Below are 15,444 nucleotides of genomic sequence, written 5' to 3' on the forward strand. Positions count from 1 at the left end.
AACGGGGACCGGAACGGGGGCGGGGAACATTCCCGCCCCCGCCGGTGTTTCCGGGTGCGGAGTTGAGGGAAAGGCGGAGCGGTGCACGGTGAGTACAAGGTTCCCGGCGGCAAGCTGGTCGTCGTGGACGTGGATGTGGAGGACGGGGCGCTGCGCCGCGTGCGCGTGGCGGGGGACTTCTTCCTGGAACCCGATGAGGCGCTGGACGCCGTGAACCGCGCCCTGGAGGGCGCCCCCGCCGACACCGACGCCGCCGGTCTGGCGGCGCGGATCGACGCGGCCCTGCCGGAGGGGACCGTGATGTACGGGCTCACCTCGGAGGGCGTCGGCGTCGCGGTCCGCCGCGCGCTGGCCCGTGCCACCGACTGGACCGACTACGACTGGCAGCTCGTCCACGAGGGCCCGCAGCCCCCCGCGCTGCACATGGCCCTCGACGAGGTGCTGACCGCCGAGGTCGCCGCGGGCCGGCGTCCGCCGACGCTGCGGGTGTGGGAGTGGGGCGCCCCGGCGGTGATCATCGGCAGCTTCCAGTCGCTGCGCAACGAGGTCGACGCGGAGGGCGCCGGACGGCACGGCGTCGAGGTCGTGCGCCGGATCTCCGGCGGCGGCGCGATGTTCGTGGAGCCCGGCAACACGATCACGTACTCGCTGTCGGTGCCGGAGTCGCTGGTGCAGGGGCTGTCGTTCCAGGACAGTTACGCCTACCTCGACGACTGGGTGCTCGGCGCGCTCGGTGAGCTGGGGATCCGCGCCTGGTACCAGCCGCTGAACGACATCGCCACCGACCAGGGCAAGATCGCCGGCGCGGCGCAGAAGCGGCTCGTCGGTCAGGACGGCGGCCCCGGCGCGGTGCTGCACCACGTGACGATGGCGTACGACATCGACGCCGACAAGATGGTCCAAGTGCTGCGCATCGGGCGGGAGAAGCTGTCCGACAAGGGCACCCGGAGCGCGAAGAAGCGGGTGGACCCGCTGCGCCGGCAGACCGGTCTGCCGCGCGAGGCGGTCATCGACCGGATGATCGACTCCTTCCGCGCCCGGTACGGGCTCGCCTCCGGCAAGGTCACCGACGAGGAGCTGTCCCGCGCGCGGGAGTTGGCGCGGACGAAGTTCACCTCGCCGGAGTGGATCGCGCGCGTGCCCTGACGCGCGTCCAAATCCGCTGTTTCCCAGAGGAATCCGAGCAACCGGCCCGCCCGGGCGGTACGCCCCCGTCACCACGCGCCTACGGAGCGAGTTGACCCTTCCGCGCCACAACAATGCGTGTGACACTGGCGTCCCGTCCGCAGTGCGGGCCCCTTCCGCACCAACCCCACGAGAAGTGCGCCGTGCGTTCCTTTCCTCTGCCGATCGCCCTGACCGCGCGCCTGTCCCCGGTGGTCGTCCTCGCCGCGGCGGGTTGGGCGCTGTCGTCCGGCCCGCTGGCCGCGCCCCAGGCCGCCGAGAACGAGCCGGCCCGGAAGACGAAGACCCAGTCCGCCTCCGCCCCTTCGGAGACCCAGGCGGTGAAGACGTACGCCGCCGCGCCGGCGCCGTGCGACAGCATCGCCGAGAAGAGTGTCAAGTCCCTTGTGCCGGGGGCCAAGACGGCCGGCAAGGAGATACCGTCCACCGACTCCGAGCTGCGCCGCACCTGCTCCTGGAACGCGCTCAAGGGCTACGAGTACCGCTGGCTCGACGTCTCCTACGAGGTGCTGGAGTCGGACCAGGCGGCGGAGGAGTCGTACCAGGGGCGGCTGGGGGAGAAGAGCGGCGGGGGCGAGGTGCCCGGGCTCGGGGACGCGGCGTACTCCGTCGTGAACCTCACCACCGAGGACAAGCAGCAGACGCGCGAGGGCGTGGTGCTGGCGCGCGCCGCCAACGCGCTGGTGATCGTGACGTACAACGGCAGCGACTTCGAGTCGAAGAAGGCGCCGGGCACGGACGAGATCAACAAGGGGGCGATCAAGGCCGCGAAGGAGGCGGTCGCCGCCCTGGGGAACGCTCCGAAGTGATCCGGAATTGACGGTTCCGTGACATCTGTCACACCGCGTTTCCGATCTGTGCGGGTCGCTTAGTAGGAACCGCCCCGACGACATGGGGGACTTGTCCGTCTTGCCGTGAAACCGGCCCGGGCGGGGAGGAGGGGCGGTGCGGCCGGGGGCCGGGCATCGGGTCTTCTTCGCGGTGCGGGCGATTCTGACGGGGCGGCAGGCCGTCCGGGCCGCCCCTCACCAGGGGGTCGGCACGCTCTTCCGCCCGCCGCAAGACCCCCGGGGACCTACGAGGCGAGGTAGTAGGAAGGCTCTTTGCGCCCGGTGCCGGGCCGTCCCAAGAATGACCAGCCTCCGGACAGCAGGGGTGAGGTCACGCATGGGAAAGCACCGCCATCAGCAGCAGTACCGCCGGACGGTCGTCGCGGCAGTCGCCATCGGCGTCATAGGCATACCCTCGGTCGCCATGGCCTGTACCGACTGGCCCGGCGGCGGGGAACGGCAGGGCAGGGACGGCGCCGCGCCGGCCCTGGACCACGACCGGTGGGGCGGTCCGGGCTGGTACCGCGAGTGGAGCGGCCAGCAGCACGGCACGCCCTCGCCGGCACCGTCGGACACCCCGGCCGCCACGCCGGGCCCGTCGAAGCCCGGCGCGCCGAAGCCGGGCAGCACCGAGCCGTCGCACAAGCCGACGAAGAAGGCCCCCGGGGCTTCCCCCTCCCGGCCCGCCACCACGGCCGCCCCGAAGCCCACCACGGCCGCCCCGAAGCCCACCACCCCCGCCCCGAAGCCGACCACGGCGGCTCCCGAGCCCAGCACTCCCGCCCCGAAGCCCACCACGGCGGCTCCCGAGCCCACCACCACCGCCCCGGGTCCCGCCGCGTCCGGCGCCGTCGCCCGGGTGGTGGAACTCGTCAACGCCGAGCGCGGCAAGGCCGGTTGCTCCCCGGTGAAGGTGAACTCCACCCTGACGAAGGCCGCGCAGGACCACAGCGAGGACATGGCGGCGAGCGGCACCATGTCGCACACCGGCTCCGACGGCTCCTCCCCCGGTGACCGCATCACCCGCGCCGGCTACACCTGGAGCACCTACGGCGAGAACGTCGCCTACGGCTACTCCACGCCCGAGCGGGTGATGCAGGGCTGGATGACCAGCCCCGGCCACAAGGCGAACATCCTCAACTGCGCGTTCAAGGAGATCGGCGTCGGCCACGCGCAGCCCGGCGACTACTGGACCCAGGACTTCGGCACGTCCCGGTAGCCGACCGCGGGCTCACGCCCGCCGCCGCCCCGCCATCAGCGCCACGTACACCACGAGCGACGCGGCGAGACCCACCGCCCAGCCACGAGGGGATGTTGTGTGCCATCCCCACCCACAGGGCGGTGAAGTTGTACGTCGTCCAGCGGCGCCGGGCCAGCGGCACGGGCAGCAGGTCGTCGTTGACGAAGCGGCTGTCGGTGAGGGTGGTGCCCGGCGGGAGCTCGACGCGTCCCGCCGGGTCGGGTATCGGTCTGTCGGACGGCGTGGGCGGGACGGTCGCGGTCATGGGCGTGCCCTTCGGCGGAGGCGGAGGTACGGGTTCAGCGGCTGAGTGCCGGGATGATCTCCGCGCCGTAGGCGTCGATCGTCGTCTCCTGCGCGTCGTGCATGTCGTAGACGGCGAACTGGTCCACGCCCAGTTCGCGCAGTGTCCTCAGCTTCTCGATGTGCGCCTCGGCCGGGCCCAGCAGACAGAACCGGTCGACGATCTCGTCGGGCACGAAGTCGGTGGACGGGTTGCCGGCCCGCCCGTGGTGGCTGTAGTCGTAGCCGTGCCGTTCCTTGATGTACGCGGTCAGCGCCTCGGGGACCATGCCGGAGTGCTCGCCGTAGCGGGAGACCAGGTCGGCGACGTGGTTGCCGACCATGCCGCCGAACCAGCGGCACTGCTCCCGGGCGTGCGCCAGGTCGTCACCGACGTAGGCGGGAGCGGCGACGCAGACGGTGACGGAGGCGGGGTCGCGTCCCGCCTCCTCGGCGGCGGCACGTACGGCCTTCACCATCCACTCGGTCAGGTACGGGTCGGCGAGCTGGAGGATGAAGCCGTCGGCCTTCCGTCCGGTGAGGGCGAGCGCCTTCGGCCCGTACGCGGCCATCCAGACGGGCAGGCTGCCCTCCTTCACCCACGGGATGCGCAGCCGCTGCCCGTCGACCTCGGCCTCGCGTCCCTCGGCGAGGTCGCGGATCGTGTCGATCGCCTCACCGAGGCGGGCCAGGGTGTTGGGCCTGCGTCCGGCGACCCGCATCGCGGAGTCCCCGCGGCCGATACCGCAGACGGTGCGGTTGCCGAACATGTCGTTGAGGGTGGCGAAGGTGGAGGCGGTGACCTCCCAGGTGCGGGTGCCCGGGTTGGTGACCATCGGGCCGACCTTCAGTTTCGTGGTGTTGGCCAGGATCTGGCTGTAGACGACGAAGGGTTCCTGCCACAGCACGGCGGAGTCGAAGGTCCAGCCGTGGCTGAAGCCGTTGCGCTCGGCGCGCTTCATCAGGCTGACCACCCGCGAGGCCGGCGGGTCGGTCTGGAGGACGAGTCCGAAGTCCATGCGCGGGGCTCCTAGGTGAGGTACTGGCAGGTGGAACGCGGGGTGTAGACGCCGTGTCCGGCACGCCCGGTGTACTCCCGCCCGGTGATGACGGGGACCCCGCGGGAGAGGACGGTCTCGACCCGGCCGGTGATCCGCCTGCCCTCGTAGGCCGAGTAGTCGACGTTCATGTGGTGGGTGTCGGCGGAGATGACCTGTTCGGCGGCCGGGTCGTAGATCACGACATCGGCGTCGGCGCCCGGGGCGATGGTGCCCTTCTTCGGGTAGAGGCCGAACATCCGGGCAGGGGTGGCGCAGGCGATCTCGATCCAGCGGCGGCGGGAGATGTGCCCGTCGACGACGGCCTGGTGGAGCAGGTCCATCCGGTTCTCCACGCCCGGCAGCCCGTTCGGGATCCTGGAGAAGTCGCCGCGGCCGAGTTCCTTCTGGCCGGCGAAGCAGAAGGGGCAGTGGTCGGTGGAGACCACCTGGAGGTCGTTGGTGCGCAGGCCCCGCCAGAGTGCCGCCTGGTGGTCCTTCGGCCGGAGCGGGGTGCTGCACACGTACTTGGCGCCCTCGAAGTCGGGCTCGGCGAGGTTGTCGGTGGACAGGAACAGGTACTGCGGGCAGGTCTCGCCGAACACGTTGAGGCCCTCGTCGCGGGCGCGGGCCAGTTCGGCGACCGCCTCGGTGGCGGAGACGTGCACGACGTACAGCGGGGCGCCGGCGACCTGGGCGAGCCGGATGGCCCGGTGGGTGGCCTCGGCCTCCAGGAGCGCCTTGCGGACCTCGCCGTGGTAGCGGGGATCGGTCTCCCCGCGGGCGAGGGCCTGTTCGACGAGCACGTCGATGGCAATGCCGTTCTCGGCGTGCATCATGATCAGCCCGCCGTTCTCGGCGGAGCGCTGCATGGCGCGCAGGATCTGGCCGTCGTCGGAGTAGAAGACGCCCGGGTACGCCATGAACTGCTTGAAGCTGGTCACGCCCTCCTCGACCAGCAGGTCCATCTCCTTCAGCGTCTCCTGGTTCACATCGGAGACGATCATGTGGAAGCCGTAGTCGATCGCGCAGTTGCCCTCCGCCTTGGCATGCCAGGCGTCCAGGCCCTCGCGCAGGGAGCGGCCGACGCTCTGCACGGCGAAGTCGACGATGGTGGTCGTACCGCCCCAGGCGGCGGCCCGGGTGCCCGTCTCGAAGGTGTCGGAGGCGAAGGTGCCGCCGAAGGGCAGCTCCATGTGGGTGTGGGCGTCCACGCCGCCCGGGATGACGTACTTGCCGGTGGCGTCGATGGTGCGGTCGGGGTCGGCGGTGAGGACGCCTGCGGCGGCGAGGGCTGTGATGCGGCCGTCCTCGATCAGGACGTCGGCGTGGATCTCGTCGGAGGCGGTGATGACGAGGCCTCCGCGGATGACTGTGCGGGTGCTCATGTCGCTCCTCGCGGTGTCGGGGGCGGGTGGTGGGTGGCTGGTCGCGCCCGCGCGGCGGCAGCCGCACAGGGGATACGGTCCCGCGCTCCTGGGGGTGTGCCGCTCTTCAGGGCGCTGTCAGGGGGCCGTACGTGCCCGGGGCGCGGTCCCGGTAGAACTGCCAGCGGTCGCGGACCTCCCTGAGTTTGGCCATGTCCAGGTCGCGGACGACGAGTTCGGTCTCCTTGTCGCTCGCGACGTCGCCGACGAACCGGGCCTCCGGGTCGACGAAGTAGCTCGTGCCGTAGAAGTCGTTGTCGCCGTACTCCTCGACGCCCACCCGGTTGATGGCGCCGACGAAGTACTCGTTGGCGACGGCCGCGGCGGGCTGCTCCAGTTGCCAGAGGTAGCCGGACAGGCCGCGTGAGGTGGCCGAGGGGTTGAAGACGATCTCGGCGCCCGCGAGCCCGAGGGCGCGCCAGCCCTCGGGGAAGTGGCGGTCGTAGCAGATGTAGACGCCGACCCTGCCGGCCGCGGTGTCGAAGACGAGCCAGCCGCTGTTGCCCGGGCGGAAGTAGAACTTCTCCCAGAACCCCCTCACTTGGGGGATGTGCGTCTTGCGGTACTTGCCGAGGTAGGAGCCGTCCGCGTCGATCACTGCGGCCGTGTTGTAGAGGACGCCGGGCTGTTCCTCCTCGTACATCGGCAGGACCAGGACGATTCCCAACTCCCGGGCGAGGGACTGGAAGCGCTGGACGATCGGCCCGTCGGGGATGCGTTCGGCGTACTCGTAGAACGCCGGGTCCTGCACCTGGCAGAAGTACGGCCCGTAGAACAGCTCCTGGAAGCAGAGCACTTGGGCGCCCTGGGCGGCGGCGTCGCGGGCGGCCTGCTCGTGGACCTGGATCATCGACTCCTTGTCGCCGGTCCAGGCGGTCTGGAAGACGGCGGCACGGATCACTCGGCTCATCGGGACCTCCGGTCGCTCGGTGTGCGGTGAGCCTAGGGAGGGGACGAGCCTGCCGTGAGTTGCACCGTGTCACGTCCGCGGGGGTGCGGCGTGTCACCGTGTCACCCGTCGACGAGCCCATGTGTCACCGCCGTTGTCGCTGGTGGGTCGCTTGTTTCAGCGCTGTTGCGCGTCGTGCGCGAGGAGCGCGATGTGTACCGAGGCGGCCTGCTCGAAGTCGTCGAGGTCCACGCCCAGCCGGGCCTGTATCGCTTCCAGCCGGCGGTAGAGCGCGGGCCGGGAGACGTGGTGGAGCTGGGCGGTGCGGGACTTGTTGCGGCCGGTGGCGAGGTAGGTGCGCAGCACGGACAGCAGGTCCTCGTCCGGGTCGCGGAGCAGGCCGTCCAGCTCCCGTTCCGCGAAGGACTGCACCTGGGGGTCGTCCCGCAACAGCCGGATCAGCCCCCGCAGATGGACGTCGCGCAGACGGACCACGGGCGGCAGGTCGAGCGCGGCGGCGGAGTCCGCCACGGCGTCGGCGACGTGCCGGGCCTCGCGCAGCCCGGCGGGCACGTCGTCGAAGGAGACGCGGGCGGCGGCCGCCGCCACCACGGCGGGCCCGGCTCCCGGCTCGGCGCGCAGCCGGGCCGCGAAGTGGCCGGTGAGGGCGTCGGCGTCCTGGTCGCGGGCGAGGCTGAGCAGGACGGCGGTCGCGGTGTCGCCCAGTTCGGCGGCGATCCCGGGCAGTCCCAGCAGACGCAGTACGCGGTCCAGCCGGGCCGCGTCCCGGCCGCGTACGACGAGCGGCACGAAGGTGCGCCGGTTCACCGGAAGCCCGGCCGCGCGCGCCCTGGGCAGCAGTTGCCGGGCCGGTACGACACCGCCGACCAGGTCGGTGAGCAGGCTCCGCGCGGACTGTTCCTCCCAGGAGCGGGCGGCGCCGCCGCCGAGCATGCGGTGCAGGACGAGGGCCTCGGCGGCCCGGTCGGCGAGCAGCCGTCCGGTGGCGGTGTCGCCCCGGTAGCCGCACAGTACGATCCGGCCCCACCGCTCGCCCCGCCCGCCGAGTTCGGCGCGGATCCAGCCGTCGCCCTCGCTGCCGCCGGCCTGCCGGGCGACGCGTTCCCAGTCGCGCAGGACGTCGTCCACGGCCGGCCGCTCCCCCGCCGTGCCGAGGACGCGGTGGGCGAGGTTGGCGACGACGACGGGGCAGCCGCTGTGCCGGGCGACCTCGTCGAGCAGGCGCTGCAGCGGGGCGCCGGTGGTGATCAGGGCGGTGAGTTCGGTGCGGACGGCCTCGGAGAGGCTGACGGCGGCGAACTTGCGCCGCACCAGCCGGGACTGCACCTCCTCGGTCAACTGGGCGAAGGGGAAGGGGCGGTGGAGCACCACCAGCGGCAGTCCGCACCGCTCCGCCACGCGCCGCATCGCCTCCGGCGGGGCCGGGAAGGCCCGGCCGAGTCCGAGGACCACGGCGGACGCCTCGGCGCGGTGCATGGAACGGACGTACTCGGCCTGTTTGACCTCGTCACCGGCGAGCAGCACCCCGGTGGTGAGCACCATCTCGCCGCCGCTGAGCATCACCCCGACGTCGGCCGCCTCGGCGACGTGCACCCAGCGCACCGGCCGGTCCAGCCGGCCCGCGCCGGCCACCACCTCGGGCTCCCCGGCGAGCACCCGCTCCAGGGCGAGGACCTGCCGGACCGAGAGGGCCGGTGCCGGTGGCTCCCAGGTGGTCATGGCAGCGTCCTCCCGCTCGGGTACCGCTCCTACCGGATGCTGCGCAGCGCGTGTTCGAGGATGTCGGCGCCTTCCTCGGCCTCGGCGACGTTGAGGGACAGCGGCGGGGCGACGCGCAGGGCGCTGGTGTCGTGTCCGCCGCCCTTGCCGATGAGCAGGCCGCCCTCGCGGGCCGCCTCCAGGACGGCGGACGCCGCCTCGGGGTCGGCCTCGTCGGTGCCGGGCCGGCTCAGTTCGATGCCGATCATCAGCCCGCGTCCGCGCACCTCCCGGACGGCCGGGACGTGGGCGGCGGCGGCCCGCAGCCGCTCGATGAGCAGTCCGCCGACCCGGCGGGCGTTGCCCTGCAGGTCGTGATCGAGCAGGTAGGTGAGGTTGGCCAGGCCCGCCGCCATGGTGATCTGGGTGCCGCCGAACGTCGAGATGCTGTTGGCGTCCAGGCAGTTCATGATCTCGGCGCGGGCGACGACCCCGCCGATGGACATGCCGTTGCCGATGCCCTTGGCGAAGGTGAGCATGTCGGGCGGCCCGCTGCGGCTGTGCGCCTGCCAGCCCCAGAAGTGCTCGCCGGTACGGCCCCAGCCGGTCTGCACCTCGTCGGCGATCCACAGGATGCCCCGCTCGTGCAGCACCTCGCGGAAGGCCGCGTAGAGCCCGTCGGGGGGCGAGGTGAAGCCGCCGACGCCCTGGATCGGTTCGGCGATCAGCGCGGCGGGCGGGCGGGTGTGGCCGAGGAGGTCCTTGAGGTCGTCGACGCAGGCCGCGACGTAGTCGTAGTCGTCGAGCGCGGCGAACGGGCCCCGGGTGCGCACGCCGCCGTGGACGTAGAGCGTCTGGAGCGGGGAGAGGGAGGTGGGGGACCAGCCGCGGTTGCCGGTGATGCCGACCGAGCTGAAGGAGCGGCCGTGGTAGCTGTTGCGCATCGCCAGGACCGTGTTGCTGCGCCGGTAGGTGGTGGCGAGCAGCAGGGCGGTGTCGTTGGCCTCGGTGCCGGAGGTGGTGAAGAAGACCCGGGCGTCCGGGATGCCGCTCAACGTGGCGATGCGTTCGGCGAGTTCCACCATCGGCCGGTTGAGGTAGAGGGTGGAGGAGTGGACGATCCGGTCGGCCTGCTCGCTCACCGCCTTGGTGATCTCGGGCAGGGCGTGGGCGGTCATGGTGGTGAGGATGCCGCCGAAGAAGTCGAGGTAGCGCTTGCCCCGTGAGTCCCAGACGTGGCGTCCCTCGCCGTGGGTGATCTCGAGGGGCTCCTCGTAGTAGAGGGCGAGCCAGTCGGGGAGCACGGAGCGGTGGCGGCCCAGCAGGTCGTCGGTCACGGCCGTACCAGCCCTTCGTAGGCGTCGGGGCGGCGGTCGCGGTAGAAGGCCCACTGCTGCCGCACCTCGTCGATGAGGCCGAAGTCGAGGTCGCGGACCACGAGTTCCTCCTTGCTGTCGCTGGCGACGTCACCGACGAACTGTCCGCGCGGGTCGACGAAGTAGCTGGTGCCGTAGAAGTCGTTGTCCCCGTACTCCTCCTGGCCGACGCGGTTGATCGCGGCGACGAAGTACTCGTTGGCGACGGCCGCGGCCGGCTGCTCCAGCCGCCACAGGTACGACGACAGGCCCCGGTGGGTGGCGGACGGGTTGTAGACCAACTGGGCGCCGTTGAGACCGAGTTGCCGCCAGCCTTCGGGGAAGTGGCGGTCGTAGCAGATGTAGACGCCGACCTTGCCGACGGCGGTGTCGAAGACGGGCCAGCCGAGGTTGCCGGGACGGAAGTAGAACTTCTCCCAGAAGCCCTTGACCTGGGGGATGTGGTGCTTGCGGTACTTGCCGAGGACGGTGCCGTCGGCGTCGATCACGGCGGCGGTGTTGTAGTAGTGGCCCGGCTGCTCGACCTCGAACACCGGAACGACGACCACCATGCCGGTCTCGCGGGCCAGCTCCCGCATCCGGTGGGTGGTGGGTCCGTCGGGGACCGGTTCGGCCCAGCGGTAGTGCCCGGGGTCCTGGACCTGGCAGAAGTAGGGGGCGTTGAACACCTCCTGGAACCCGATGACCTTCGCGCCCCGCCGGGCCGCCTCACGGGCGTGCTCCTCGTGTTTCGCCAGCATGGACTCGGTGTCGCCGGTCCAGGTCGCCTGGACCAGAGCGGCACGTACGACGTGGGTCATGAGCTGCTCCTTCGACGCGACGTCAGCGCCTCTACGCCCGTAGAAACGGGTCGTAGAGGGACGAACGTAAGCCCCTCGGACGGCCTTGCCAAGACCATCGTCGTCAAGGCCGCGGAGTCGATCACGTTTGACACCCCTGTGGGCGAGTCGGCCGGACCTCCGGACGACTCGCCGCGCCGCGAGGGGCGCCCGCTCCCGTCTGCCAGGGCAACGCGGTCTCCGCCCGACACCCGCCCCGGAGCGAACCGGTCCGACCGGGCGGCAGCGGGGCCGCCTCCCCACCCACCCCGCACGGGGACCGGCCCCCGTCCCCTCACGCCGCCATGCCCGCACGGCACCCGGCCCTTGGCAACCGCACGGGCGGGACGCCGGAAACCCACGACCGGCGCGAACCGCCCGCACACAAGCCGTCCCACGGCGGCTCACCCCGCGGTACGGCGGAACCCCCACCGCGCCGAGCGGGCAACCGGAACGAGCAGCCGGACGGCGGACAGCGTGGCCGCCTGGCCATGCGTCGGAAACCCACGACAACCGCACGCCGCCCTGCGGCGGAAACCGCCGGCGAGCGGGCGACCACAGTCACGGGTGCGTGCGCCCCCGGCCCGATCAGGCGGGCACCCTCCCCCGACAGGGCCACCCCCGCCCCCACACAAGCCGGCCCACGGCAGCCGCACACCTCCCCCACGCCGGAAACCCACCGCCGGCGAGCGGGCGAACCCGGGCAGGGGTGACGGCACCCCCCGCCCGCCCCCGGCAGGGGTCAGGCGGCGACGGACGTGCTGGGTGGTGCGCAGCGCCCCACCAGGTCGTCCATCGACAGGCCGAGCTCACCCGCCAGGGCGGCCACCGTGAAGAATGCCGGGGTCGGGGCCCGCCCCGTCTCGATCTTGCGGAGGGTCTCCGCGGAGAGGCCGGCCCTCGCCGCCACCTCGGTCATGCTGCGGCTGCCGCGCGCCTCGCGCAGCAGCCGGCCGAGCCGCTCGCCGCGTTCGCGCTCTTCGGGGGTCAAGGGGGTGCGCACCATGGCACCCATTCTAATACCGGTATAGTAATTGGCATGGTGGAACTCAAGACCGACACATCGATCGAGGCCATGCGCGAGGCCGGCCAGGTCGTCGCGAGCGCGCTGACGGCCGTACGGAAGGCCGCCGGCGTGGGCGTCTCCCTGCTGGAGCTGGACGAGGTGGCGCGGGACGTGCTGCGTGCGGCGGGTGCGACCTCGCCCTTCCTGGGCTACCGGCCCTCCTTCGCACCGACCCCGTTCCCCGCCGTGATCTGCGCCTCCGTCAACGACGCGATCGTGCACGGCATCCCGGACGGCTACCGGCTGCGCGACGGGGACCTCGTCTCCATCGACTGCGGCGCCCAACTGGGAGGCTGGGCCGGGGACTCGGCGATCAGCTTCGTCGTGGGCACCCCGCGCCCGGCCGACCTGCGGCTGATCGAGACCACGGAGCGGGCGCTCGCGGCGGGCATCGGTGCGGCCGTCGTCGGCAACCGCATCGGCGACATCGCGCACGCGATCGGCACGGTGTGCCGCGAGGCCGGGTACGGGATCATGGACGGCTTCGGGGGGCACGGCATCGGCCGCCGTATGCACGAGGACCCGTCCGTGCCGAACGAGGGCCGGCCGGGCCGGGGGATGCCGCTGCGGCACGGCATGGCGCTCGCGATCGAGCCGATGCTCATCGCCGGCGGCGGCGACACCTGGCACGCCGACCCGGACGGCTGGACCCTGCGCACGACCGACGGCACGCGAGCCGCCCACGCGGAACACACGGTGGCCATCACCGAAGCAGGCCCCCGCATCCTCACGGCATAACAAGCCCCAGCCCTCTCCCGCCTCCGCGGACCACCCCCTCCGCCTTCCGCGGGCAGTCGTGCCGCAGGGCGGCACGGGTGGGCGCGACGGCACCCCGCAAACGCCGGGCTGCGCAACACCCCCCGCCCAGCACCCGCACCCGCGCTCACACCGGCACACGCACCCACCCGCACCCGCACGCTGAACATGCCCACCCCAACGGATCGTGCCATCGTGGGCATGAGCGAGCCCAGACCGGGTTACCCGGCCCCGGCACGTCGACCCAGCGAAGGAACGGATGACGATGACGAGTGGTTTCGCCGGCCCGGAGGGTGACCCGTTCGCAGAATTCCTCGCCCGCTTCTTCGGCGGACAGCGCCCCCGCCAGATCGACATCGGCAGGCTCCTCAGCCAGCCCGCGCGCGAACTGGTCCGCGGCGCGGCCCAGTACGCCGCCGAGCACGGCAGCCGGGACCTGGACACCCAGCACCTCCTGCGCGCCGCCCTCTCCGCCGAGCCGACCCGGAGTCTGCTCAGCCGGGCCGGCGCCGACCCGGACTCACTGGCGTCCCAGATCGACGACCGGTCGGGCCCCGCCCAGCACGCCCCGGGCGACGCCCCGCCGCCGACCTCGCTCTCGCTGACGCCCGCCGTCAAGCGGGCGCTCCTGGACGCGCACGAGATGGCCCGGGCGAACGGCGCCGGCTACATCGGCCCGGAGCATGTGCTCAGCGCCCTCGCCGCCAACCCCGACTCGGCCGCCGGGCACATCCTCAACGCGGCCCGGTTCTCCCCCTCCGGCCCGCCGGAGGCACCGGAGGCCCAGCAGTCCCGCGCCGAGCGGCCCCGCCCCGCGACGGGCACGCCCACCCTGGACAAGTACGGCCGTGACCTCACCTCGATGGCCCGCGAGGGCCGTGTCGACCCGGTGATCGGCCGGGACGAGGAGATCGAGCAGACCGTCGAGGTGCTCTCCCGGCGCGGCAAGAACAACCCCGTGCTGATCGGCGACGCGGGGGTCGGCAAGACCGCCGTCGTGGAGGGGCTGGCGCAGCGGATCGCGGAGGGGGACGTGCCCGACGTGCTCCTCGGCCGTCGGGTGGTCGCCCTGGACCTCACGGCGGTCGTCGCCGGGACGCGCTACCGCGGCGACTTCGAGGAGCGGATGAACAACATCGTCGAGGAGATCCGCTCCCACTCCGACCGGCTGATCATCTTCATCGACGAACTGCACACGGTCGTCGGCGCCGGGGGCGGTGGTGAGGGCGGCTCGATGGATGCCGGGAACATCCTCAAGCCGGCCCTCGCCCGCGGCGAACTGCACATCGTGGGCGCGACGACGCTGGAGGAGTACCGCCGGATCGAGAAGGACGCCGCGCTGGCCCGCCGCTTCCAGCCGATCATGGTGCCGGAGCCGACTCCCGCGGACGCGATCGAGATCCTGCGCGGTCTGCGCGACCGGTACGAGGCCCACCACCAGGTCCGTTACACCGACGAGGCGCTGGTGGCGGCCGTGGAGCTGTCCGACCGCTATCTGAGCGACCGCCGGCTGCCGGACAAGGCCATCGACCTGATCGACCAGGCCGGTGCCCGGGTGCGGCTGCGGGCCCGGACCAAGGGCACGGACGTACGGGCCCTGGAGCGCGAGGTCGAGCAGCTGACCTGCGACAAGGACCAGGCGGTCGCCGACGAGCAGTACGAGCAGGCCATGCAGCTGCGGGACCGCATCGGGGAACTGAAGGAGCGGATCGCCCAGGCCGGCGGCGACGACGAGGTCGACGAGGGCCAGAGCCTGTGGGTGGACGCGGAGGCGATCGCCGAGGTGGTGGCCCGGCAGACGGGCATCCCCGTCAGCCGCCTCACCGAGGAGGAGAAGGACCGGCTGCTGGGCCTGGAGCAGCACCTGCACCAGCGGGTCGTGGGCCAGGAGGAGGCGGTGCGTGTCGTCTCGGACGCCGTACTGCGCTCCCGCGCGGGGCTCGGCAGCCCCGACCGGCCCATCGGCAGCTTCCTGTTCCTCGGGCCGACGGGCGTCGGCAAGACGGAGCTGGCGCGGGCGCTGGCCGAGGCGCTGTTCGGCAGTGAGGACCGGATGGTCCGGCTCGACATGAGCGAGTACCAGGAGCGGCACACGGTCAGCCGGCTGGTGGGCGCCCCGCCCGGCTACGTGGGGCACGAGGAGGCCGGGCAGCTGACCGAGGTGGTGCGCCGGCACCCGTACTCGCTGCTGCTGCTCGACGAGGTGGAGAAGGCCCACCCGGATGTCTTCAACATCCTGCTGCAGGTGCTGGACGACGGCCGGCTGACCGACTCCCAGGGCCGCACGGTGGACTTCACCAACACCGTCATCGTGATGACCAGCAACCTCGGTTCCGAGGCGATCACCCGGCGCGGCGCCACCCTCGGTTTCGCCTCCGGCGGCGCGGACGCGGACGAGGAGGCGCGGCGCGAGCAGATCCTGCGGCCGCTGCGGGAGCACTTCCGGCCGGAGTTCCTCAACCGGATCGACGAGATCGTGGTGTTCCGCCAGCTCACCGCCGAGGAGCTGCGGCGGATCACGGACCTGCTGCTGGAGGGCACCCGGCGCGGGCTCAAGGGGCAGGACATCTCGATCGACTTCACCGACGCGGCCGTGGACTGGCTGGCCGAGCGCGGCTACCAGCCCGAGTACGGCGCCCGGCCGCTGCGCCGCACGATCCAGCGCGAGGTCGACAACCAGCTCTCCCGGCTGCTCCTCGACGGCCGTGTCCACGAGGGCGGCAGGGTGACCGTGGACGTACAGGACGGGCGCCTGACGTTCCGTACGCAGGAGACGCCGGCACCCGAGCTGTAGGCAGCACCGGCGTCCCCCTCGCGGG

At 72.3% G+C, this 15,444-nt stretch carries 13 protein-coding genes; 5 read left to right on the forward strand and 8 right to left on the reverse strand.

Going from position 1 to position 15,444, the window contains the following annotated elements; translation table 11 throughout:
* Positions 1–81 precede the first annotated feature (81 nt).
* The 3 genes from ACZ434_RS09135 to ACZ434_RS09145 all read left to right on the forward strand — a co-directional run bounded on the left by ACZ434_RS09135 (position 82) and on the right by ACZ434_RS09145 (position 3,234).
* Positions 82–1,146, forward strand: a complete 1,065-nt coding sequence (locus ACZ434_RS09135) for a lipoate--protein ligase family protein (protein WP_468453438.1) — start codon at positions 82–84, stop codon at positions 1,144–1,146.
* Between the two features lie 182 nt (positions 1,147–1,328).
* Positions 1,329–1,994 carry a hypothetical protein gene (locus ACZ434_RS09140; RefSeq protein ID WP_468453440.1) on the forward strand — a complete coding sequence of 222 codons (666 nt, stop codon included), beginning with the start codon at positions 1,329–1,331 and terminating at the stop codon, positions 1,992–1,994.
* Between the two features lie 358 nt (positions 1,995–2,352).
* Positions 2,353–3,234 carry a CAP domain-containing protein gene (locus tag ACZ434_RS09145; protein ID WP_468453442.1) on the forward strand — a complete coding sequence of 294 codons (882 nt, stop codon included), beginning with the start codon at positions 2,353–2,355 and terminating at the stop codon, positions 3,232–3,234.
* Here the strand turns inward: ACZ434_RS09145 and ACZ434_RS09150 are convergent.
* The 8 genes from ACZ434_RS09150 to ACZ434_RS09185 form a co-directional block, all read right to left on the reverse strand.
* Positions 3,164–3,520, reverse strand: a complete 357-nt coding sequence (locus tag ACZ434_RS09150; RefSeq protein WP_468453444.1) for a cytosine permease — start codon at positions 3,518–3,520, stop codon at positions 3,164–3,166. The two genes, ACZ434_RS09145 and ACZ434_RS09150, sit on opposite strands and share 71 nt — an antisense overlap.
* 34 nt (positions 3,521–3,554) lie before the next feature.
* Positions 3,555–4,556 carry a TIGR03842 family LLM class F420-dependent oxidoreductase gene (locus tag ACZ434_RS09155; protein ID WP_468453446.1) on the reverse strand — a complete coding sequence of 334 codons (1,002 nt, stop codon included), beginning with the start codon at positions 4,554–4,556 and terminating at the stop codon, positions 3,555–3,557.
* Positions 4,557–4,567: 11 nt separating this feature from the next.
* On the reverse strand, positions 4,568–5,962 hold the full coding sequence (gene hydA, locus ACZ434_RS09160; RefSeq protein ID WP_468453448.1) for a dihydropyrimidinase: 1,395 nt from the start codon (positions 5,960–5,962) through the stop codon (positions 4,568–4,570).
* A 106-nt stretch (positions 5,963–6,068) separates the two neighbouring features.
* Positions 6,069–6,911 carry a nitrilase-related carbon-nitrogen hydrolase gene (locus tag ACZ434_RS09165; RefSeq protein ID WP_468453450.1) on the reverse strand — a complete coding sequence of 281 codons (843 nt, stop codon included), beginning with the start codon at positions 6,909–6,911 and terminating at the stop codon, positions 6,069–6,071.
* A 156-nt stretch (positions 6,912–7,067) separates the two neighbouring features.
* On the reverse strand, positions 7,068–8,630 hold the full coding sequence (locus tag ACZ434_RS09170) for a PucR family transcriptional regulator (RefSeq protein ID WP_468453452.1): 1,563 nt from the start codon (positions 8,628–8,630) through the stop codon (positions 7,068–7,070).
* A gap of 29 nt (positions 8,631–8,659) precedes the next feature.
* Positions 8,660–9,946 carry an aspartate aminotransferase family protein gene (locus ACZ434_RS09175; RefSeq protein WP_468453454.1) on the reverse strand — a complete coding sequence of 429 codons (1,287 nt, stop codon included), beginning with the start codon at positions 9,944–9,946 and terminating at the stop codon, positions 8,660–8,662.
* Positions 9,943–10,785, reverse strand: coding sequence for a nitrilase-related carbon-nitrogen hydrolase (locus ACZ434_RS09180; RefSeq protein ID WP_468453456.1), 843 nt, complete (start codon positions 10,783–10,785; stop codon positions 9,943–9,945). The genes ACZ434_RS09175 and ACZ434_RS09180 overlap by 4 nt, the downstream gene beginning before the upstream one ends.
* A gap of 760 nt (positions 10,786–11,545) precedes the next feature.
* Entirely contained in the window at positions 11,546–11,809 is a 264-nt protein-coding gene (locus ACZ434_RS09185) for a helix-turn-helix domain-containing protein (protein WP_468453458.1), read from the reverse strand.
* Between the two features lie 33 nt (positions 11,810–11,842).
* Here ACZ434_RS09185 and map point away from each other — a divergent pair, with 33 nt between their 5' ends.
* On the forward strand, positions 11,843–12,607 hold the full coding sequence (gene map, locus ACZ434_RS09190; protein ID WP_468453460.1) for a type I methionyl aminopeptidase: 765 nt from the start codon (positions 11,843–11,845) through the stop codon (positions 12,605–12,607).
* Positions 12,608–12,890: 283 nt separating this feature from the next.
* Complete coding sequence (locus ACZ434_RS09195) at positions 12,891–15,419, forward strand: ATP-dependent Clp protease ATP-binding subunit (protein WP_468453707.1); 2,529 nt, start codon at positions 12,891–12,893, stop codon at positions 15,417–15,419.
* Positions 15,420–15,444: the final 25 nt, after the last annotated feature.

The sequence above is a fragment of the Streptomyces sp. NPDC030893 genome, assembly GCF_055571535.1.